This is a genomic window from Seohaeicola zhoushanensis (assembly GCF_014656415.1).
Classification (GTDB): Bacteria; Pseudomonadota; Alphaproteobacteria; order Rhodobacterales; family Rhodobacteraceae; genus Seohaeicola_A; species Seohaeicola_A zhoushanensis.
Genome location: NZ_BNCJ01000012.1, coordinates 14757 through 36395, shown reverse-complemented (window position 1 = coordinate 36395; position 21639 = coordinate 14757). Strand labels below are relative to the sequence as shown.

At 68.0% G+C, this 21639-nt stretch carries 20 protein-coding genes; 10 read left to right on the top strand and 10 right to left on the bottom strand.

Annotation, left to right across the window (positions count from 1 at the left end; translation table 11 throughout):
- The first annotated feature begins 4 nt into the window (after positions 1–4).
- Genes IE266_RS17740 through IE266_RS17730 form a run of 3 tightly spaced genes read left to right on the top strand, consistent with a single transcriptional unit; the run spans position 5 to position 3908 of the window.
- Positions 5–1216, top strand: a complete 1212-nt coding sequence (locus IE266_RS17740) for an acetyl-CoA C-acetyltransferase (protein WP_189681455.1) — start codon at positions 5–7, stop codon at positions 1214–1216.
- Positions 1216–1671, top strand: coding sequence for a cupin domain-containing protein (locus IE266_RS17735; protein WP_308434607.1), 456 nt, complete (start codon positions 1216–1218; stop codon positions 1669–1671). Before IE266_RS17740 ends, IE266_RS17735 begins: the two co-directional genes overlap by 1 nt.
- Positions 1672–1706: 35 nt before the next feature.
- A complete protein-coding gene (locus tag IE266_RS17730; RefSeq protein ID WP_189681453.1) occupies positions 1707–3908 on the top strand; it encodes a 3-hydroxyacyl-CoA dehydrogenase NAD-binding domain-containing protein in 2202 nt (733 codons plus the stop codon).
- Between the two features lie 206 nt (positions 3909–4114).
- On the opposite strand, the gene IE266_RS17725 is transcribed toward IE266_RS17730, so the two are convergent.
- A complete protein-coding gene (locus tag IE266_RS17725; RefSeq protein WP_189681452.1) occupies positions 4115–4768 on the bottom strand; it encodes a glutathione S-transferase family protein in 654 nt (217 codons plus the stop codon).
- Positions 4769–4870: 102 nt separating this feature from the next.
- Here IE266_RS17725 and IE266_RS17720 point away from each other — a divergent pair, with 102 nt between their 5' ends.
- Positions 4871–6082 (top strand): polyhydroxyalkanoate depolymerase, encoded by a 1212-nt coding sequence (locus IE266_RS17720; RefSeq protein WP_189681451.1) that lies wholly within the window; start codon positions 4871–4873, stop codon positions 6080–6082.
- A gap of 3 nt (positions 6083–6085) precedes the next feature.
- Here the strand turns inward: IE266_RS17720 and IE266_RS17715 are convergent, their stop codons facing one another.
- Together IE266_RS17715 and IE266_RS17710 are read right to left on the bottom strand one after the other, a co-directional pair.
- Entirely contained in the window at positions 6086–6730 is a 645-nt protein-coding gene (locus IE266_RS17715) for a sulfotransferase family 2 domain-containing protein (protein ID WP_189681450.1), read from the bottom strand.
- Positions 6731–6961: 231 nt separating this feature from the next.
- A complete protein-coding gene (locus tag IE266_RS17710) occupies positions 6962–7870 on the bottom strand; it encodes a DMT family transporter (RefSeq protein WP_189681449.1) in 909 nt (302 codons plus the stop codon).
- Between the two features lie 74 nt (positions 7871–7944).
- On the opposite strand from IE266_RS17710, the gene IE266_RS17705 reads away from it, so the two are divergent.
- Positions 7945–9570, top strand: coding sequence for an AMP-binding protein (locus IE266_RS17705; protein WP_189681448.1), 1626 nt, complete (start codon positions 7945–7947; stop codon positions 9568–9570).
- A 269-nt stretch (positions 9571–9839) separates the two neighbouring features.
- Positions 9840–10604: a VPLPA-CTERM sorting domain-containing protein gene (locus IE266_RS17700; protein WP_189681447.1), complete on the top strand. Its 765-nt coding sequence runs from the start codon at positions 9840–9842 to the stop codon at positions 10602–10604.
- 44 nt (positions 10605–10648) lie between these two features.
- Here the strand turns inward: IE266_RS17700 and IE266_RS17695 are convergent, their stop codons facing one another.
- Entirely contained in the window at positions 10649–11620 is a 972-nt protein-coding gene (locus IE266_RS17695; protein ID WP_189681446.1) for a LysR family transcriptional regulator, read from the bottom strand.
- 96 nt (positions 11621–11716) lie between these two features.
- On the opposite strand from IE266_RS17695, the gene IE266_RS17690 reads away from it, so the two are divergent.
- Both IE266_RS17690 and IE266_RS17685 read left to right on the top strand, forming a co-directional pair.
- Positions 11717–11923, top strand: a complete 207-nt coding sequence (locus tag IE266_RS17690; RefSeq protein ID WP_189681445.1) for a hypothetical protein — start codon at positions 11717–11719, stop codon at positions 11921–11923.
- 216 nt (positions 11924–12139) lie between these two features.
- Positions 12140–13153: a hypothetical protein gene (locus tag IE266_RS17685; protein ID WP_189681444.1), complete on the top strand. Its 1014-nt coding sequence runs from the start codon at positions 12140–12142 to the stop codon at positions 13151–13153.
- 4 nt (positions 13154–13157) lie between these two features.
- Here IE266_RS17685 and IE266_RS17680 read toward each other — a convergent pair whose 3' ends face one another.
- The 5 genes from IE266_RS17680 to IE266_RS17660 all read right to left on the bottom strand — a co-directional run bounded on the left by IE266_RS17680 (position 13158) and on the right by IE266_RS17660 (position 17795).
- Positions 13158–14120 carry an SPOR domain-containing protein gene (locus tag IE266_RS17680; protein WP_189681443.1) on the bottom strand — a complete coding sequence of 321 codons (963 nt, stop codon included), beginning with the start codon at positions 14118–14120 and terminating at the stop codon, positions 13158–13160.
- A gap of 65 nt (positions 14121–14185) precedes the next feature.
- On the bottom strand, positions 14186–14818 hold the full coding sequence (gene upp, locus IE266_RS17675) for a uracil phosphoribosyltransferase (RefSeq protein ID WP_189681442.1): 633 nt from the start codon (positions 14816–14818) through the stop codon (positions 14186–14188).
- A gap of 67 nt (positions 14819–14885) precedes the next feature.
- Positions 14886–16097, bottom strand: coding sequence for a phosphopentomutase (locus tag IE266_RS17670; protein WP_189681441.1), 1212 nt, complete (start codon positions 16095–16097; stop codon positions 14886–14888).
- The gene (locus IE266_RS17665) at positions 16097–17401 is read right to left on the bottom strand and encodes a thymidine phosphorylase (protein ID WP_189681440.1); all 1305 of its coding nucleotides are present in this window, start codon (positions 17399–17401) and stop codon (positions 16097–16099) included. Before IE266_RS17665 ends, IE266_RS17670 begins: the two co-directional genes overlap by 1 nt.
- A 1-nt stretch (position 17402) precedes the next feature.
- A complete protein-coding gene (locus IE266_RS17660; RefSeq protein ID WP_189681439.1) occupies positions 17403–17795 on the bottom strand; it encodes a cytidine deaminase in 393 nt (130 codons plus the stop codon).
- A gap of 116 nt (positions 17796–17911) precedes the next feature.
- Between IE266_RS17660 and IE266_RS17655 the strand changes: the two genes are divergently transcribed.
- On the top strand, positions 17912–18109 hold the full coding sequence (locus IE266_RS17655; RefSeq protein WP_189681438.1) for a hypothetical protein: 198 nt from the start codon (positions 17912–17914) through the stop codon (positions 18107–18109).
- Between the two features lie 6 nt (positions 18110–18115).
- On the opposite strand, the gene IE266_RS17650 is transcribed toward IE266_RS17655, so the two are convergent.
- The gene (locus tag IE266_RS17650; RefSeq protein WP_189681437.1) at positions 18116–19201 is read right to left on the bottom strand and encodes a cupin domain-containing protein; all 1086 of its coding nucleotides are present in this window, start codon (positions 19199–19201) and stop codon (positions 18116–18118) included.
- A gap of 176 nt (positions 19202–19377) precedes the next feature.
- Here IE266_RS17650 and IE266_RS17645 point away from each other — a divergent pair, with 176 nt between their 5' ends.
- On the top strand, positions 19378–21615 hold the full coding sequence (locus IE266_RS17645) for an NADP-dependent malic enzyme (protein ID WP_189681548.1): 2238 nt from the start codon (positions 19378–19380) through the stop codon (positions 21613–21615).
- Positions 21616–21639 lie beyond the last annotated feature (24 nt).

Sequence of the window (21639 nt, the reverse complement as noted above, 5' to 3'; positions counted from 1 at the left end):
GACCATGACCGAAGCCTATATCTACGATGCCCTGCGCACCCCGCGCGGCAAGGGCCGCGCCGACGGCAGCCTGCACGAGGTGACCAGCCTGCGCCTTTCGGCGCTGACGCTGAACGCCGTGAAGGAGCGCAACAACCTTGACGGCCACGCGGTCGAGGACGTGATCTGGGGCAATGTCACCCAGGTGATGGAGCAGGGCGGCTGCCTGGCCCGCTCGGCGGTGCTGGCCTCCGACCTGGACGAACGGATTCCCGGCCTCGCCATCAACCGCTTCTGCGCCTCGGGCATGGAAGCCGTGAACCTCGCCGCCAACCAGGTGAAGGGTGGCGCAGGCGATGCCTATATCGCCGGCGGGGTCGAAATGATGGGCCGCGTCGCCATGGGCAGCGATGGCGCCGCCATCGCGGTGGACCCGACGCTGGCGATGGACCGCTACTTCGTGCCCCAGGGCATCAGCGCCGACATCATCGCCACCGAATACGGCTTTACCCGCGACCAGGCCGACGCGCTGGCGGTGCAGAGCCAGAAGCGCGCCAAGATGGCCTGGGACGAGGGCCGCTTCGCCAAGTCGGTCATCACCGTGAAGGACCAGAACGGCCTCACCATCCTTGACCGCGACGAATATATGCGCCCCGAGACCGACATGCAGACGCTGGGCGCGCTTGGCGCCAGCTTCCAGCAGATGGGCGAGGTGATGCCGGGCTTCGACAAGGTGGCGATGCTGAAATATCCCCATCTCGAGAAGATCAACCACATCCACCATGCCGGCAACTCCAGCGGCATCGTCGACGGCGCCGCCGCCGTGCTGATCGGCAACAAGGAATTCGGCGAGAAATGGGGCCTCAAGCCGCGCGCCCGCATCCGCGCCACCGCCAAGATCGGCACCGATCCGACGATCATGCTGACCGGCCCGGTGCCCGTCACCGAGAAGATCCTCAAGGACAGCGGCATGTCGATCTCGGACATCGACCTCTTCGAGGTGAACGAGGCATTCGCCTCGGTGGTGCTGCGCTTCATGCAGGCCTTCGACGTCGACGACAGCCGGGTGAACGTCAACGGCGGCTCGATCGCCATGGGCCACCCGCTGGGCGCGACCGGCGCAATCATCATCGGCACCCTGCTCGACGAGCTGGAGCGCACCGGCAAGGGCACCGGCCTTGCCACGCTCTGCATCGCCTCGGGCATGGGCGCGGCGACGATCATCGAGCGGGTGTGATGAAGCTCGACCTCGCCTCCATCGCGCCGCGCGTCGGCTCGGGTTACCCCGAACCCTACGCGGCGCGCTTCGCCACCCGGCACGTGCTGCCGGTGGGCAAGGCGGGCGGCATCACCCAGTTCGGCGCCAATGTCGTCACGTTGCGGCCCGGCACCGCCTCGACCCTGCGCCACTGGCACGAGGAACAGGACGAATTCGTCATCGTGCTCTCGGGCGAGCTGATGCTGGCGATGGACGAGGGCGAGACGCCCATGGGCCCCGGCGATTGCGCCGCCTTCCCCAGGGGCGTCGCCAACGGCCATTGCCTGATCAACCGCTCGGACCGCGACGCCAGCTTCTTCGTCGTCGGCACCCATACGCCAACCGAACGCGGCCACTACTCGGAGGAAGACCTTATGGTCACCGCCGGCCCGGACGGTTTCACCTATACACGCAAGGATGGCTCGCCGCTCTGAGCGCGGCCGGGCACCCCATCACGGGAGAGACAGATATGACCGATTTCACCATGACCACGGGCGACGACGGCGTCGCCGTCATCACCTGGGACGTTCCCGGCAAGTCGATGAACGTGATGTCCCTCGACGGGCTGGCCGAGCTGGAAGCCTGCTTTGACACGGCCCTCGCCGACGAGGCCGTCAAGGGCATCGTCATCACCTCGGGCAAGCCCGACAGCTTTGCCGGCGGCATGGACCTGAACCTGCTGGCCACCCTCAAGGAGCAGGCCGGCGACGACCCGGCCAGGGGCCTGTTCGAGGGCACCATGGCGATGCACCGCCTGCTGCGGAAGATCGAGCTGGCGGGCATGGACCTCAAGACCAAGAAGGGCGGCAAGCCCGTCGCCGCCGCCCTGCCCGGCACCGCCGCCGGCATCGGTCTGGAACTGCCGCTGGCCACCCACCGCATCTTCGTGGCCGACAATCCCAAGGCCCGCATCGGCCTGCCCGAGATCATGGTTGGCATTTTCCCCGGCGCCGGCGGCACCACCCGCCTGACCCGCAAGCTGGGGGCGATGGGCGCCTCGCCCTTCCTGCTCGAAGGGCAGATGGTCGAGCCGAAGAAGGCCAAGGCCGCCGGTCTGGTTGACGAGGTGGTTGCCGACCCGCTGGCCGCCGCCAGGGAATGGGTGCTGAACGCCAAGCCCGCCGACCGGATCAAGCCCTGGGACGACAAGGGCTACAAGATGCCGGGCGGCGCGCCCTATCACCCGGCGGGCTTCATGACCTTCGTGGGCGCCAACGCCATGGTGAACGGCAAGACCCAGGGCGCCTTCCCCGCGCCCAAGGCGCTGCTCTCGGCGGTCTACGAGGGCGCGCTGGTGCCCTTCGATACCGCCCTCAAGATCGAGGCGCGCTGGTTCACCAACGTGCTGATGAACCCCTCGTCAGGGGCGATGATCCGCTCGCTCTTCCTGAACAAGGAGGCGCTGGAGAAAGGCGCGGTGCGGCCCAAGGACGTGCCGGACCAGCGGGTCAAGAAGCTCGGCGTGCTGGGTGCGGGCATGATGGGCGCGGGCATCGCGCTGGTCTCGGCGCAGGCGGGCATGGAGGTCGTGCTGATCGACCGTGACCAGGCCGCCGCCGACAAGGGCAAGGCCTATACCGAGGCCTATCTCGACAAGGGAATCGCACGGAAGAAGGTCACCCCCGAGAAGAAGGAGGCGATGCTGAACCTCATCACCGCCACCCCGGATCTCGACGCGCTGAAGGGCTGCGACCTCATCATCGAGGCGGTCTTCGAGGACCCGAAGGTCAAGGCCGAGATCACCGCGAGGGTGGCCGCCGTCATCCCCGAGACCTGCATCTTCGCCTCGAATACCTCGACCCTGCCGATCTCCGACCTGGCCAAGGCCTTCCCGCGGCAAAAGGACTTCATCGGCATCCACTTCTTCTCGCCGGTCGAGAAGATGCTGCTGGTCGAGATCATCAAGGGCAAGGAAACCGGCCCGGTGGCCGTCGCCAAGGCGCTCGACTACGTCCGCCAGATCCGCAAGACCCCGATCGTGGTGAACGACGCGCGGTTCTTCTACTGCAACCGCTGCATCATTCCCTACGTCAACGAAGGCGCGCGGATGATCACCGAGGGCGTCGCGCCCGCGCTGATCGACCATGCCGCGCAGCAGCTGGGCTTCCCGGTGGGGCCGATCCAGCTGACCGACGAGACCAGCATCGACCTTGGCGCCAAGATCGCGCGGGCGACCAAGGCGGCGATGGGCAATGCCTATCCCGACAGCCCGGCCGACGAGATGATCTTCTGGATGGAGGAGAAGGGCCGCCTGGGCCGCAAGGCCAAGGCCGGCTTCTTCGACTACGACGAGGCGGGCAAGCGGCAGGGCTACTGGAAGGGGATGCAGGACAAGTATCCGCTGGCCGAGGAACAGCCCGGCCTGATCGAGGTGCAGCAGCGCCTGATGTTCGCGCAGGTGCTGGAAGCCGTCCGCGCGCTGGAGGAAGGCGTGCTGGAAGACATCCGCGAAGGCGACGTCGGCGCCATCCTCGCCTGGGGCTTCGCGCCCTGGTCGGGCGGCCCGTTCAGCTGGCTCGACATCATCGGCGCCGAATACGCCGCCGAACGCTGCGACCAGCTGGAAGCGGCCTACGGCCCACGCTTCAAATGCCCGGACCTGCTGCGCGAGATGGCCGAGAAGGGCCAGACCTTCTACGGCCGCTTCGGCGCGCAGGCGCAGGCGGCCTGAGCCTGAAATCAGCCGCCCCCGGAGATGGCTTCGGGGGCGGTTTTCGAATCAAACGGCAGAAGAACGCGCGCCCTGGCGCCCACGCACCGCCCAAAAATCAGGCGCCGCGCTGAACTCTCAAGCACACTGCATATGCGAAACCGGACCTATTCACCGGCCGCTCCGCCCTGCCCCGAGACTCACCCGCGCCCCCGCAACCACACGTCTCAGAACTCCACCTCCAGTTCCAGCACCTCATCCGGCTCGGCCACCGCTGCCGCGCACCACTCGGCCATCGGCGCCCAGGCGAAGATGGTGTCGCAGTACGCCTGCAGCTGCGGCTCCAGTTCCACCGCATAGGTGCGGAAGCGGGTGCAGACCGGCGCATACATCGCATCGGCGATGGTCGGCTTGCCGAAGAGGAAGGGCCCGCCGTAGGTCGTCAGGCATTCGGACCAGATCTCCTTGACGCGCGCCACGTCCGGGCGCGCGCCCGAGAAGATCTTGAAGGACTCGTGTTTCGCCTTGATATTCATGGGCAAAGCTGACCGCAGGTTATAGAACCCCGAGTGGATTTCGCCCGAGACCGCCCGGCAATGCGCCCGCGCCTTGATCCCCGCCGGCAGCATCTTCGCCTTGGGCGAGATCTCGTGCAGATACTCGGCGATGGCCAGCGTATCCCAGACCTGTACCCCCTGGTGGTTCAGCCGCGGCACCCGTACCGAGGGGGCCAAGAGCAGCAGTTCCTGGCGGTTCTCGGGGTCGTCCAGGTCGACCGGCTGCTCGGTGAAATCGAGCCCGGCCATGCGGCAGAGCAGCCAGCCCCGCAGCGACCACGACGAGTAATTCTTGGATGAAATGGTAAGTGTCGCGCGCGCCATGACCTATCTCCTGCAAATGCTGCACTGCAGATAATTCTGTCGCAGCGCAGAATGTCGTGCACTAACTTTCTGGAAAACGGTTTCAGGAACGGGGACGCCGGAATGCTCTACCAGATGTACCAGATGCACGACGACATGCTTGCGCCGGTCCGGGCGCTGGCGAGGCGCACGCGCTTTACCGGCTATCCCTTCATGCAGGCCTTCAACGGACTGACCCGGCCGCTCGACGCGCTGATGGAGATGATCTCGCGCTACCAACTGACCCACACGCGCCCCGCCTGGGGGATCGACAGCGTGCAGAGTGGCAACCAGACCTGCACCGTGACCGAGGAGGTGGTGCTCGACCTGCCCTTCGGCACGCTGCTGCGCTTCGCCAAGGACATGGACGCACCCCAACCCAAAGTGCTGATCGTCGCGCCGATGTCGGGCCATTTCGCCACCCTGCTCGCCGGCACGGTGCGCACGATGCTGGCCGATCACGACGTCTACATCACCGACTGGAAGAACGCCCGCGACGTGCCGCTCTCGGCCGGTACCTTCGGGGTCGAGGATTACATCGCCTACCTGATCCGTTTCCTCGAGACCCTCGGCCCCGACAACAACCTGCTTGCCGTCTGCCAGCCCTGCGTGCAGGCGCTGGCCGCCGTGGCGGTGATGTCGGAAGAGAAGAACCCCTGCACCCCCCGCAGCATGACTTTGATGGCCGGCCCGATCGACGTGCGCGAGAGCCCGACGACGGTGAACGACCTTGCCAACGAGAAGCCGCTCGAATGGTTCAAGAACCAGGTCATCGCCGAGGTGCCCGCGCGCTATGCCGGGGCGGGACGCAAGGTCTATCCCGGTTTCGTCCAGCTCTTCGCCTTCATGTCGATGAACATGAAGCGCCACCGCGACCAGCACCGGAAGATGTATGACCTGCTGGCCGCGGGCGATACCGAGGAAGCCCGCAAGATCAAGGAGTTCTACGACGAGTATTTCGCCGTTCTGGACCTGCCGGCGGAATTCTACGTCGAGACCATCGACCAGATCTTCCAGCAGGCGCAGCTGGCCAATGGCACCTTTTCGTATCAGGGCAAGCCCATAGACTGCGGCGCGATCCAGCGCACCGCGCTGCTTACGGTCGAGGGCGGGCGCGACGACATCTGCTCGCTGGGCCAGACCGCCGCCGCGCATGACCTCTGCCGCTCGCTTCGGCCGCACCTCAAGCGGCATCACCTGCAGGCCAATGTCGGCCATTACGGCGTGTTCAACGGCAAGCGGTGGGAGAAGGAGATCTACCCCGTGGTGCGCAACATGATCCTGGCGATGGAATAGGCCTCAGAAGCGATAGCCAAAGCGCGCGATATCCTCGGCGCAGGCCTCGGCCACCGCTTCGGCCGCTTGATCGCTGAAGTAGCCCCGGTAATCGGGATCGCGCCTTGATGCGTTGACGCGCTCCATCGCGACCGGAAAGCCCAGGTGCGCCGCCACCGGCGCGATATCCTCGGCGAAATATTCCAGCCGCACATAGGCCGCGCATTGCTCGCGCCCGTCGCTGCGGCGCATGTAGGCGGCGGCGGGGGTGGCGCGGAAGGACGCACAGGTCTCGGGGTGGCGGGTGAAGGCGTCGAAATTCAGCCGTTGCGCCAGCGCCACGGCCGGGTGGTCGAAGCTCTGCTCCCGCAGCCAGTGATAATAGCTCACCATCCGGTCCCAGGGATTGCGCACCAGCGTGAAGGCGAAGAGCCCGTCGAGCACCCGGTCTTCCACCAGCCCCTCGATATCGGCCAGCGTCGAGTGCTTCCACAGCCGCCCCCGCGCCCGCACGCCTTCTAGCCGCCCTTTGCGCCGCTGCGCCTTGGGGGTGTCGCCGATCAGGATGTCGTCCTTCATCGCGCGGCCCTCGAGCGCCAGGCTGAGCGCGGTGCCGCCGGTCTTGGGGATATGCACGAAGACGTAGCCGCGTCCGGGGGAGAGGATCATGGCGGGCAGGCTAGCGCATTTGGCGGGGGGCGGGAATCCTTGGCATCCAACGCCCGAACAACTCTCCCGCCCGGAGCAAAGGCGCGCCCAGCGCGCCGCCGGGCGAGCGCGTCGCCATTGTCGCTCGGACCATTGGCGCTCCAATGGCGACCGTCCCGGCGGGCCGGCGCTCGCCCGGCTTTCCCGACCATCGCGACCCGTAGGGTGTGCCTTCACGGCGCACCCCCCGCCCTACCTGTTCCGCACCGCGATGATCCCGCCGGCCAGCACGATCAGCCCGATCCCCACCCCCTGCCACGGCCCGACACCCTGGCCGAACACCACCAGCGCATAGAGCGGGCCGAAGATCATCACCGAATACTCGAAGACCCCCACCAGCGAGGGCTCGCCCAGTTGGTAGGCCCGCGTGATCATGAAGACCGCGATCACCGACCCCACCGCCTGCAGCACCACCCAGGGCGCCGCATGCCACATCGGCCAGACCCAGCCGCGCAGCAGGAAGCCCTCGGGGCCCGGCGGCGCCTCGACCGGGAAGAGCGCAAGCCAGATCAGCCCGCCCGCGCCGACCAGCCCAAGCGCCAGCATCGCCCCGCCCAGCAGCACCACCGTGCTCTCGCCGGCGCAGAGGCTGCGGGTGGCAATCGCCGCCAGCGCGTAGAACAGCCCGGCCAGCACCGGCATCAGGATGCGCAGGTCGAAGTTCGCCGGGTCGGGTTGCAGCACGAAGAGCGTGCCGGTGAACCCCACCGCCACCGCCAGCACCCGCCAGGGCCCGATCCGCACCTTCAGGAACAGCGCCGTTATCACCACGATGAAGATGGGCGAGGTGTAGAGCCCCGCCAGCACCTGCGAGATCGGCAGCAGCCCCAGCGCGCCGAAATAGCAGATCATCGCCACCGCCGAGAGCAGGCTGCGCAGCACCACCCGGCCCAGCCGCACCGGCCGCAGGGTGCCGAAGCCGATCAGCGAGAGCAGCACCACCAGCGGCACCGTCATCAGGCCGCGGATGAAATGGAACTGCCAGAGGCCGATCTCCTCGGCCAGGTGGATCACGTAATTGTCGATGATCCCGATGGTCAGCATCGCGGCGACCATCAGCGCGGCCGCCTGCAGGGTATGGGACTTGGCTTCTGTATTCATGGGCTTTTCTTTGCACCGGGCGCGGCGCAATATCTGGTCACATAGCGACATCTGCAAATTCGGGGAGGGATGCAATGGGTTGGATGGCAGACGAGACGGGGCTGGACCGCTGCGCCGCGAACTACGTGCCTCTGACGCCGCTTTCGGGTCTGCGCCGGGCGGCGGTGGTCTATGCCGATGAACTCGCCGTGGTCTATGGCGCGCATCGCAAGACCTACGCGGAATATGCCGACCGCTGCACCCGGCTCGCCTCGGCGCTGGCCGCGCGCGGGGTGAAACCGGGCGACGTGGTGGCCACCCTGATCCCCAACCTGCCGGCCCAGGCCGAGGCGCATTTCGGCGTGCCCGCCTGCGGCGCGGTGCTGAACACCATCAACACGCGGCTCGAAACCGACACGGTCGCCTATATCTTCGCCCATGGCGGCGCAAAGGTGGTGCTGGCCGACAGCCAGTTCATCCCCCTCGCCGAGGCCGCCATCGCGCAGATGGAGGGCGACAGGCCCCTGCTGATCGAGGTGCCCGACGACCACGGCGGCCACCCAGCCACCGGGCGCCATCCGACCTACGAGGAGATGCTGGCCGCCGCGGACCCCGATTTCGACTGGATCATGCCCGAGGACGAATGGGAGAGCATCGCGCTCAACTATACCTCGGGCACCACCGGGCGGCCCAAGGGCGTGGTCTATCACCACCGCGGCGCCTACCTGAACGCCATGGGCCAGATCCTGAGCTGGCGCATGGTGCTGCGGCCGCGCTATCTGACCATCGTGCCGCTGTTCCACTGCAACGGCTGGTGCCACACTTGGATGATGCCGATGATCGGCGGCCGGCTTGTTTGCTGCCGCGACATCACCGCCCCGGCGATCTTCGACGCCATCGCCGACGAGGGCGTGACCCATTTCGGCGGCGCGCCCATCGTGCTGAACATGCTGGTGAACGCCCCGCCCGAACAGCGCCGCGCCTTCGACCAGACCGTCGAGGTCTTCACCGCCGGCGCACCGCCCGCCCCCGCCACGCTCGCCAAGATCGAGCCGATGGGCTTCAACGTCACCCAGGTCTACGGCCTGACCGAGACCTACGGCCCCGCCACCGAATGCACCTGGGGCGAGCAGTGGGAGGGCCTGCGCGGCGCCGAGCGCGCGGCGATCAAGGCCCGCCAGGGCGTCGCCATGCCCATCTTCGAACACATCACCGTGGTCGACGAGACGATGACGCAGATCCCGATGGACGGCACCACCCAGGGGGAGATCGTGATGCGCGGCAACGGGGTGATGAAGGGCTATCTCAAGAACCCCGAGGCCACCGCCGAGGCCTTCAAGGGCGGCTACTTCCACACCGGCGACATCGCCGTTCAGCACCCCGACAGCTATGTCCAGATCGCCGACCGCGCCAAGGACATCATCATCTCGGGCGGCGAGAACATCTCCTCGGTCGAGGTCGAGGGCGTGCTGATGGGCCACCCGGACGTCAACCTCGCCGCCGTGGTGGCGAAACCGGACGAGAAATGGGGCGAGGTGCCCTGCGCCTTCATCGAACTGAAGGTCGGCGCCGCCGGAGACACCGCCGGTCTGATCGCCTATTGCCGCGAACATCTCGCCGGTTTCAAGACGCCCAAGGCGGTGGTCTTCCAGGAACTGCCCAAGACCTCGACCGGCAAGATCCAGAAATTCGAGCTCAGGAAGATCGCCAAGGAGATGTGATCCTGGAATTTGGCGATACGGCGGTCAATTCCGCCGTATCGCCGGACCGGAGAGGGCAATATCGGCACTGCCCCACTTTTCCCTGCGCACGCCAGGCCATGTACCCTCGATTTGCGCACAACCCCAGATTGCACCCAGCCATCAAAAGATCAATCAAAAATCGCAAATCGCAATGATTCGATTTAATTTACTTGTGAATTGAACATATCGCGATAATCTCCCCCACGCAGTCCTGCGACGAATTTAGACCAATCAGGGGGAATAATTACATGCAATTTGCAAAATGTATTGCGGCCGGGGCCTTTGCCCTTGCCGCACTGGGAAGCGCTGTGTCCGCTGCACCCGTGAACGGAACCGGCGACGTCATTTCCGACGTCATCTTCGGGAGCGGCAACGGTAACGGCGGCTTCACCGGCGAAACCCAGAACAATATAGAAGTCGCCCTGCGCGGCAAGCAGCGGTATCCGAAAGCCGACGTTTTCAATTACGATGGCGATCATACCTATACCTTCGATTCGACTGTCCTGACCACGAATCCGACCAATCGTTCCGTCTTCAACTTCGAATGGTCGGTCAATGTCGACGCAAGCGGAACCTCGGGCGCCAAGCTGTCCGACTTCGATTATGCGCTGATGTTCGACGTCGATCCTTCGGCGGGCACGTCTTTCGCATCCACCGATCCCTTCGACACGGACGGATATTACGATCATTCGCTCGGCGACAATTCGACCGGAAACGGCAACGGCATCGAATCCGCCAGCATCCCGGCGCTTCAATCCAACATGGCGCTCTACAGCGTCGCTCAGCAGTCCTCCAACCTGGGGTTCGGCTTCTCGCTGGACCCCGACCTTCCGGGTTCCTATGACTTCGCCTTCCTCGTTTACGAGAAGGGAACGGAAAACGTTCTGGCCTCCGCCGCCATCACGGTAAACGTGCTGCCCGTCGAGCCGGTGCCACTGCCCGCCGGCCTGCCGCTGATGATGGGTGCAGTCGGCGCCTTTGCCTACCTGAAGCGCCGCAAGGCCCGCCGCTGATTCCGGCGCATAGATGAGAACGGCAGGTTCGCCTGCCCCCCCGCTCAGGCGGTCATCTGGCCGCCTGAGCCGCGTCTCTGGCGGTCCATTTCCTCCCAGCGCCGCTCTCCCTCCGCCTTGTGCGCGGCATATCCCGCGCGAAAGCGCGGCGCGAAGAAGGCGGCAAAGGCCTTCACCTCGGGACGCCGCCAAGCGTCCGGGGCGATGCACAGCCACGATTGCACCGTGGTCTCCTGCGGCGGCGGAAAGCAGGGCACCATCGCCGGATAATCCACCGCCAGCGAGGTCGGCACCGGCCCGATGCCAAGCCCCGCCGCGATGGCCGCACAGACCGACTCGGCGTCTGCGCTGCGCGAAACGATCTGGTCGGGCGAAATCCGCTTCATCAGCCAGGCATTCAACCCGTCCGGACTTGGCGACGGATCGTAGACCACGAAGGAATGGCCGGCGAATTCGGCGTCGGACCGGGGCAGCCCATGGGCTTCGGCATAGCTGCGCGATGCGAAAAGCGTTGAGGTCACATCCGTCAGCTTCGAACAGATCAGCCGTTCGTCGATGACCCGCCGCGCGATCCGGATGGCGATGTCCGCCTCTCCCGCGGCGAGGTCCAGCAAGGCATAGGACGAGATCAGCCCGAAGCGAACCCCCGGGTGCAGGGCGCTGAACTCGGCCAGTATCGCAGTGAACAGCGGCGAGAAGTTCAGCCGCGGCGCGGTGATGCGGATCGGCTCCAGCATCGTCCGCCGCGCCGCCACCGCCGCCTCGGCCAGCCCGGTCATCGCCTTCTCCGCCGCCTCGGCGAAGGGCAGCAGCCGCTGCGCGTCGCGGGTCGGACGGAAGCCGCGGGTGTCGCGGTCGAACAGCGTCAGGCCGAGCCGGTGCTCGAAGGCGTCGATGCGGCGCGTGACGGTCGGCTGCGACATGCCCAGATCGCGCGAGGCCGCCAGCGTCGAGCCCCGCCGCATCACGGCAAGGAAGACACGGACCCCGGACCAGTCGTCGAAAGCGTTATTCATATCTGAAGACCCGCTCCACGACATACCGGATACCACGAAAGCCCCGAGTCGGGCGATGCTGTTGAGGTAACCCCCTCAAGGATCAGGATCATCGCCATGACGGTCGCCGCCTTCCCGATCTCCCTCCTGCCCCGCTTCGCCCGCGCGCCACGCCCCGTCGAAGCCCCCCGCCCCCGCGACGAGCGCGCCAATGACCAGGCCCGCCGCGAGTTCGCCCTTGGCCTGATGTCGACCCACCCCGGCGGCTTCAACAGCGCCGAGTCTATGATCGAGGCGATGTTCTACCTCTCGGGCCGCGACTGAGGGTGGCCCGCACAGCGGGCGGCGCAACCAATGGCCGCCCGCCGTGCCGTTCATCCGCCCGGATCGGGCTGCCAGCGAGACAATTTCGAAAACCCATTTGAATCATGAAGTTGACCCCATTCCCCGGCCGGGGGAAGTGATTCCCGCCCCATTTACCCCGCCCCCGAACCCGTGCTACCCTGTCGCAAACACAAGGCACGGGCAGACCTGCCAGGCATGACCGCACTCAGGAAATATCAGCGGCTCGAGGCGACCGGCCTCTGGCGGCCCACCAGCGACGCCCAGCGCCGCGAGGTGGTCGTTTCCGTGGGCGAGGCCACCCTCACCATTTCCGACTTCCAGAACCGCGCGCTCACCCATTGGTCGCTGGCCGCGATCCAGCGCGACAACCCCGGCGAGACCCCGGCCCTGTTCCACCCCGACGGCGACCCCGACGAGACGCTGGAACTCGCCGCCAACGAGACCGAGATGATCGCCGCGCTCGACCGGCTGCGCCTTGCCGTCGACCGCTCGCGCCCGCGCCCCGGCCGGCTGCGGCTGGTCGGCATGGTCACGATCAGCGCGCTGGTGATCGGCCTGCTGGTGTTCTGGCTGCCCGGCGCGATGCGCCGCCACGCGCTCGAGGTCGTGCCCAAGGTCAAGCGGATGGAGATCGGCGAGGCGCTGCTCGACCGGCTCGAACGGGTCGCAGGCCGCGCCTGCCGCACCACCGCCAGCGCCCCGGCGCTGGCCCGTCTCGCCCGCCGGCTCGAAGTGCGCGAGATCGTCGTGCTGCCCGCCGGCGTCCGGTCGAGCCTGAACCTGCCCGGCTCGGTCGTGCTGCTGAACAAGGCGCTGATCGAGGATTACGAGGACCCCGCCGTCGCCGCCGGCTACGTGCTGGCCGAGCGCACCCGCGCCGAGCTCTTCGATCCGTTGGGCGACCTGCTGCGCGCGGGTGGCGTGCTGGCCTCCTTCCGCCTGCTCACGACGGGCGAGGTGAGCCGCGAGATGCTCGACCGCTATGCCGAGATGGTCATTGCCGCGCCGCGCCCGGCGCTGCCCGACGACAGGCTGCTGGCGGCCTTCGCCAAGGCCGAGGTGCCCTCGCGCCCCTATGCCATGGCGCTCGATATCACCGGCGAGTCGGTGCTGGGCCTGGTCGAGGCCGACCCGATGACGGGACTGACGCCGCCGCCGGTCCTGAAGGACCGCGACTGGGTGCAGGTGCAGAACATCTGCGGCGGCTGAGCGCTCAGCGCAGCAGCGCGGCCTTCGGATAGCCCGCCCCGCGCAGCGCGGCGAGCGCGGCCCTGGCCTCGGCCTCCGAGCCGTAGGGCCCGGCCAGCACCAGCGTGGTGCCGTTGCCGGTCTTGCCGAGCCGCATCGACAGCCCGCCCCGCGCCAGCCCCTCGGCCACCCCGCGCGCCTCATCGGCGGCGCCATAGGCGGCGAGCCGGACGTAGAGCGGCTTGCCCAGCGCCGGGTCCGAACGTGTCGAAAGCTGCGCCCTGGCGGGCTGGCCCACCGGCGGCTCCCAGTAGGGCGAATTGCCGTTCCGCGCGTTGTTGTCCGCCGTCACCACCCGCGCGGCAGGCGCGCCCCTGCGCAGCTCGCGCGGCAGCGAGTCGTCCCAGATCCGCCCCATCGCCGCCTCGCCCTGCGCCGTGCCCTGCGCCCGGCGCAGGTTCAGCCGGTCGTCCTGCCAAACCCCGCGATAGCCGCGCGGCACGCCGGCCACCGGCGCGGCGAGGCTGGGCGCAAGGGTGCGCTCGGCCCGGTGCGGGTTCAGCCGGTCATCGGTCCAGACCGGGCGATAGCCCTTGGGCACCGCCACGTTGCGGGTGTTCTGGCGGTTGTCGTAGACATGCTGGGGCACCACACGGACCGCCTGCTGCGCCACCCTTGGCGTCACCGCCACCGGCCGCGCCGCCACGACGCGCACCACCGGCGCCACCTCGCGCCGCGCCGCCGCGAGCGAGGGCATATGGCCGCAGACCGGGTTGCGCTGCCGGTCCACCCGTGGCACCCAGGTTGTCACCCCGCCGATCCCGGCGCGGATGAAGACGCAGCCGCGGCTGTCGATATACTGGCGTTCCGGGTAGCTGGCGGGCGGCACTTCCGCCGGGCCCGAGATCTCCGGGGCCGAACCGGCGGTCACGCCAGAGGCAAAGGCCACCACGGATAGCGTCAGCACCATAAGAATTGCGGAACGCATCGGACCCCCCTACGAAATCTAGCGCAGGATGGCCCGAATCGCGCCGAGAGTCTAGCGCCCGGCCCCTATTTCGTACCGAACATCCGGTCGCCCGCGTCGCCCAGTCCGGGCATGATATAGCCCTTCTTGTTCAGTCCGCGATCCAGCGAGGCGGTGACGATCTGCACGTCCGGGTGCGCGTCCTTCATGCGCGCGACGCCCTCGGGTGCGGCCAGCAGGCAGAGGAAGCGGATGTCCTTGGCGCCCGCCTCCTTGAGCAGGGTGACGGCGGCGGCCGAAGAGTTGCCGGTGGCCAGCATCGGGTCGACGGCGATCACCAGCCGATCCTCCAAAGCCTCGGGCACCTTGAAGTAATATTGCACCGGCTGCAGCGTTGCCTCGTCGCGGTAGAGCCCGACAAAGCCGACGCGGGCCGAGGGGATCAGCTCCAGCGCGCCGTCCAGCATCCCGTTGCCGGCCCGCAGGATCGAGACCAGCGCCAGCTTCTTGCCGGCCAGCGTCGGGGCGTCCATCTCCTCGAGCGGGGTCTCGATCGGCTTCTTGGTCATCGGCAGTTCGCGGGTGACCTCGTAGAGCAGGAACTGGGTGATCTCGCGCAGCAACTGGCGGAACACCGCCGTCGGCGTATCCTTCTGCCGCATCAGCGTCAGCTTGTGCTGCACCAGCGGGTGATTGACGACGGTAAGATGCTCGGCCATGTCTGCGCTCCCTTTCGTGGACATTCCCTTTCTGGTCCGGCTCCGCGCCAAGGGCAAGCCACCCCGCTCAGAGAAAGCTGCGCCCCGGCCCCTGTGACGCAACGCCCAGATACGCCGCGATGCTGGCGGCGACGTCGGCAAAGGCGACCTGCCCCAGCGTCCCCGCCCCCACCCCGGCGCAAAGCACCGGCACCCGCTCGCGCGTGTGGTCGCCACCGGGCCAGCTCGGATCGTTGCCGTGATCGGCTGTCAGCACCATCAGGTCGCCCGGCCGCAGCCGCGCCAGCAGCGCGCCGATGCGGGCATCGAACCATTCCAGAGCGCGGGCATAGCCCGAGATATCGCGGCGGTGGCCATAGAGGCTGTCGAACTCGACGAAATTGGCGAAGGTCAGGCTGCCCTCCTCGGCCTCGTCCACCAGCCGGGCCAGGTGGTCCATCAGCGCGGCGTCGCTGCCCTTGGACAGCGTGTCGATCCCCTGCATCGAGAAGATGTCGCCGATCTTGCCCACCGCATGCACCCGCCGGCCCGCCGCCTGCACCCAGTTGGTCAGCACCGGCGCGGGCGGGGCAATAGCATAGTCGTGCCGGTTCGTGGTGCGGGTGAACCCGGTCTCGGGGCTGCCGACAAAGGGCCGCGCGATGGCCCGGCCCACTTTCATCGCATGCAGGCGCGGGGCCAGTTCCTCGCACATCCGGTAGAGGCGCTGGAGGCCGAAGCTCTCTTCATGCGCGGCGATCTGGAACACGCTGTCGGCCGAGGTATAGCAGATCGGCCAGCCGCTGCGCATATGCTCGGCCCCGAGCCGCGCGATGATCTCGGTCCCCGAGGCGTGGCAGTTGCCAAGAATACCCTCGGTCCCGGCCGCCGCAGCCGCCGCCTGCGCGAGGTCGTCGGAGAAGGCCGGAACCGTATCTGGGAAATAGGTCCAGTCCCAGGGCACCGGCACCCCGGCCAGTTCCCAATGCCCCGAGGGCGTGTCCTTGCCGGGCGAAATCTCGGTCGCGGCGCCCCAGCGCCCCGTCACCGGCCCCGCCAGCCCCTGCGGCTCCAGTCCCGAGGCCAGCTTGACCGCCGCGCCCAGCCCCAGCCCCGCCAGCGCCGGCAGGCGCAGCGGGCCGCTGCGGCCCTCCTCGGCGCGGCCCTCGGCGCAGGCCTGCGCGATATGGCCCAGCGTATTGGCCCCGGTGTCGGGCAGGTCGCCGTTGAAGAAGCGCCCGGCATCCGGCGCGCCGCCGATGCCGACGGAATCCATGACGACAAGGAAGGCGCGCGGCATCAGCCGATCCTCTCGCGGATCAACTCGGGCAGCGCGGGCGGCTCGTCCGAGAAGGTGATCGCGCGCAGCACCGCGCGGGCGGCCATCATGGCGCTGTCCTCGCGCGCGGCATGGACCTGCACCAGCGGCGCGCCCTTGTCGACCTTCTCGCCCAGCCGCACCAGCCCGCTGAGGCCCACGGCCGGATCGACCGTATCGCTTTCGACCTGCCGCCCGCCGCCAAGGGCGACCACCGCCAGCCCCAGCGCCTCGCCGTCGATGGCGGCGACATAGCCCGCGCGCGGCGCGGCGACCTCGCGGATCACGTTGGCCTCGGGCAGGAAGCGCGCCCAGTTCTCGACGAAGGCCAGCGGCCCGCCCTGCGCCGCCACCATGCGGCCGAAGCGGTCGGCGGCGCGGCCGTCCGACAGGGTGGCGGCGATCTTGTCCGCCCCCTCCTGCACGTCATCGACCAGCCCGGCATCGGCCAGCAGCACGCCGCCCAGCGCCACGCAGATCTGCACCAGCGCGCCGGTCTCCTCGCCGGTCAGCACCTTCATCACCTCGGCCACCTCCAGCGCATTGCCCAGCGCCGGGGCCAACGGCTGGCTCATGTCGCTGATCACCGCCGTGGTGCGGCAGCCCGCCGCCGTGGCGGTCTCGGTCAGGGCCACCGCCAGCGCCCGCGCCTCATCGGCCGATTTCATGAAGGCGCCAGAGCCGACCTTGACGTCAAGCACCAGCGCGTCGGGGCTGGCCGCCAGTTTCTTGGACAGGATCGAGGCGGTGATGAGGTCAAGGCTCTCGACCGTCGCGGTCACGTCGCGGATCGCATAGAGCCGCTTGTCGGCGGGCGCGATATCCGAGGTCGCGCCGACAATCGCGCAGCCGGTCCTGGCGACGATCTCGGCCAGCCGCTCGGGGCCCAGCATGGTGGCGAAACCGGGGATCGACTCGAGCTTGTCGAGCGTGCCGCCGGTATGGCCCAGCCCCCGGCCCGAGATCATCGGAACGAAGCCTCCGCATTCCGCCAGGGCCGGCGCCAGGATCAGCGAGACGCAGTCGCCCACCCCGCCGGTAGAATGCTTGTCGATCACCGGGCCGGGCAGCGCCCAGTGCAGCACCCGCCCGCTGTCGCGCATCGCCAGCGTCAGCGCGGCGCGGCCCTCGGTGCCGAGGCTGCCCATGCAGACCGCCATGGCAAAGGCCCCCGCCTGCGCATCGCTGACGCTGCGGTCGGCCAGGCCCTGCGCGAACCAGCGCAGCTCCTCGGCGCTGGGCGCCTGGTGCCGGCGCAGCCTGGCGATGATCGAGCGGGCATCCATCTCAGCCGGCCATGTGGTCCGCGCCGAAGGCCCCCGGCAGCAGCGCCGCGATGGTGGTGGCCATCTCCTGCCCCGTGGTGGTGGCCAGCGTCACCGGCACAGCCCCCTTGCCGAACTCGGCCAGCTTCTGGCGGCAGCCGCCGCAGGGCGGCACCGGCGAGGGCGAGGCGGCGATCACATAGACCTCGGAAATCTCGTATTCACCGGCGGCGCACATCGCGGCAATCGCCCCGGCCTCGGCGCAGGTGCCCTCGGGATAGGCCACGTTCTCGACGTTGCAGCCGACATAGACGCGCCCCGAACCGGCCCGTATCGCCGCGCCGACCTTGAAGTTGGAATAGGGCGCATGTGCGTTCTCGCGCACGGCGGCGGCGACTTCGCGCAAGGTATTCACGTAACTGACCTCCTGTTGCCAGGCCCCCAACTGTTCCGGAGGCCCGCGCGGGATGCAAGCGGAACATTCGCGCCGCCGGCCCGTTGTTCCCCGATACCCGCCGAAAGGAGGACACGATGGAGAAGACCGAAACCGCCTATCCCTGGGAGACGCGCCACGTCACCGGCACCGGCGACGCCGCCCCCGCCCGCCCCTCGACCGAGGCCGAGCTGATGCGCCTGAGCGAACGGCTGGGCTTTGCCTTCGAGGCCGGCCTCAGCGAAAGCGAGGCCCGCCGCCGCATCGCCCTGCTGCACGAGGTCGAGAACGCCTGAGCCGGTTCAGCCCAGCACGGTCCCGAACACGCCCGGCAGGCTGACTTCCAGCAGCTCCATCTCGGCGCTGGGATCGGACAGCCGCGTCTTCATGCCCGGCGGGATCACGAAGGCATCGCCCTTGGTCAGGCGGTAAGGCTCCTTGCCCTCGCCTTCCAGCGTGACGTCGCCCTCCATCACGTAGGTGAACAGGATGTCGGTGTCATGGGTCGCCCATTGCGGTGCGCCCTCGCCCCTGCGCACCACCATCACCCCGGCAACGCCCTTGGTATTGGCGGCAATCGTGGTGTCGCGGGCGACATAGCCCGGCAGCCGGAACAGTGCCCACTCGGCCCCTGCGGCCGTATTGTAGACGAACCGCTGCCCCTGCCATTCGCGCTCGGGGCGCAGCTGCGGGGTGGGCAGGGTCATCTCGTGGTCGATCTCGGTCACATGTTCCGCCGGCACGCCGATCTCGATCACCTGCACGTTGTCGCTGGCCTCGAGCACCCGGTGCCGGATCTCGGGCGGCTGGATGAAGCAATCGCCCGGCGTCAGCCGCATCTTCGGCCCCTGGTCTTCATAGACCACGTCGACCCAGCCGTTGACGCAGAAGATCAGCTGGAAGCCGACCTTGTGGTAATGCACCATGTCCGGCACCGGCCCGCCGTCGGGAATGCGGATGTGGCTGGCGATAATCGACCCGCCCAGCCGCGAGGGGATCAGGTCACGATACTGCATCCCCGCCCGCCCGATGATCCACGGCGCCTGGTCAGCCAGCCGGCGCACCACGAAGGCGTGCTCGGTCTTCGGCATCACCACCGGCGGGTTGCGCTCCTCGATCTCGATCCGCGTGCCGTTCGGCGCCACCAGAACGCGCTCGCCGCCAGCAAATCCCTCGGGGTCCTCGGTCAGGATGCGCAGCGTCCCCGGCGCCTCGGGCGCGCCCTTCTCGATCCGCAGCCGCAGGCCGTGGCCCGAGAACACCGCGGTCGAGGGATCGTCGGCGGGATAGATCATGTCCAGCCGCATCCCCAGCCGCTTGGTATAGAAGGGGATGTCGTCGCGCAGCTCTTTCGTGGGCAGCCGCATTTCGGCTATGGTATCGCTCATCACACGTCACTCCGGTTCGCGGAAAACAGTGGCCGGGCGCGCGGAAAATAGCAAGCAGGGGCGCCGGGGCATTTTGACCCCTGTTGCCGCCCGGGAAACTAGTTTAATGCTGAACTACATTTCGCAAAGGGGGCCGAACCGTGTCCGAAAGCCATAACCCGCGCCAGGCGGCGCTGATGTATCACGAGTTCCCGAAGCCCGGCAAACTCGAGATTCGCGCCACCAAGCCGCTGGCCAACGGACGCGACCTGTCGCGCGCCTATTCCCCCGGCGTGGCCGAGGCCTGCCTCGAAATCAAGGCCGACCCCGCCAATGCCGCGCGCTTCACCACGCGGGGCAACCTCGTCGCCGTCATCTCGAACGGCACCGCCGTGCTTGGCCTCGGCAATATCGGCGCGCTGGCCTCCAAGCCGGTGATGGAGGGCAAGGCCGTGCTCTTCAAGAAGTTCGCCGGCATCGACTGCTTCGACATCGAGGTGAACGAACCCGACCCGGTGAAACTGGCCGAGATCGTCTGCTCGCTGGAACCGACCTTCGGCGCGATCAACCTCGAAGACATCAAGGCCCCCGACTGCTTCATCGTCGAGAAGCTCTGCCGCGAGCGGATGAACATTCCGGTCTTCCACGACGACCAGCACGGCACCGCCATCGTGGTGGGCGCGGCGGCCAAGAACGCGCTTTTCGTGGCCGAGAAGGCCTTTGAAGACGTCAAGGTCGTCTCGACAGGCGGCGGCGCGGCGGGCATCGCCTGCCTGAACATGCTGCTCAAGCTGGGCGTCAGGCGCGAGAACGTCTGGCTCTGCGACATCCACGGCCTTGTCTACGAGGGCCGCGAGGTGGACATGAACCCGCAGAAGTCCTGCTTTGCCCAGAAGACCGACAAGCGCACGCTCGACGAGGTGATCGAGGGCGCTGACCTCTTCCTCGGCCTCTCCGGCCCCGGCGTGCTGACCCAGGACATGGTGCGCAGGATGGCGCGCCGCCCGGTGATCTTCGCGCTGGCCAACCCGACGCCGGAAATCCTGCCCGACCTCGCCCGCGAAGCCGCGCCCGACGCGATCATCGCCACCGGACGCAGCGATTTCCCCAACCAGGTCAACAACGTCCTCTGCTTCCCCTTCATCTTCCGCGGCGCGCTCGACGTCGGCGCGACCGAGATCAACGACGAGATGGAGCTCGCCTGCATCGACGGCATCGCCCAGCTCGCCCGCGCCACCACCAGCGCCGAGGCGGCGGCGGCCTATCGCGGCGAGCAGCTGACCTTCGGGGCCGACTATCTGATTCCCAAGCCCTTCGATCCGCGCCTGATGGCCGTGGTCTCGACCTCGGTCGCCCGCGCGGCGATGGAGACCGGCGTGGCGACGCGCCCGATCGAGAACCTCGACGCCTATGCGGCCAAACTCAAGCAGACGGTGTTCCGCTCGGCCCTGCTGATGCGCCCGGTCTTCGAGGCCGCCCGCGCCGCCTCGCGCCGCATCGTGCTGACCGAGGGCGAGGACGAGCGCGTGCTGCGCGCCGCCCAGGCGATCCTGGAAGAGACCACCGAGACGCCGATCCTTGTCGGCCGTCCCGAGGTGATCGAGCAGCGCTGCGAACGCTTCGGCCTGGATGTGCGCCCCGGTCGCGACTTCGAACTGGTCAACCCCGAGAACGACCCGCGCTATTACGACTACTGGAACAGCTACCACGAACTGATGCAGCGCAACGGGGTGACGCCCGACCTCGCCAAGGCGATCATGCGCACCAATACCACCGCCATCGGCGCGATCATGGTGCACCGCGGCGAGGCCGACAGCATGATCTGCGGCACCTTCGGCGAATTCCGCTGGCACCTGAACTACGTCACCCAGGTGCTGGGCAAGGAGGGGCTGCACCCGCAGGGCGCGCTCAGCCTGATGATCCTCGAAGACGGCCCGCTGTTCATCGCCGACACCCATGTCCACCACGAACCGACCCCCGCGCAGCTGGCCGAGATCGCCATCGGCGCCGCCCGCCACGTCCGCCGCTTCGGGCTGGAGCCCAAGGTGGCCATGTGCTCGCAGTCGCAGTTCGGCAGCCAGTCCGAAGCCTCGGGCCAGCGGGTGCGCGACGCCATCGCCGTGCTCGACGCCACGCCGCGCGGCTTCGTCTACGAGGGCGAGATGAACGTCGACTCGGCGCTCGACCCCGAGCTGCGCGCCCGCATCTTCCCCCATTCGCGCATGGAAGGCCCGGCCAACGTGCTGGTCTTTGCCCATGCCGACGCCGCCAGCGGCGTGCGCAATATCCTCAAGATGCGCGCCGGCGGGCTGGAAGTGGGGCCGATCCTGATGGGCATGGGCAACAGGGCCCATATCGTCTCGCCCTCGATCACCTCGCGCGGGATCCTCAACGTCGCCGCCATCGCCGGCACGCCGGTGGCGCAATACGGCTGACAGCAAAACCGCCACGTGGGGTTC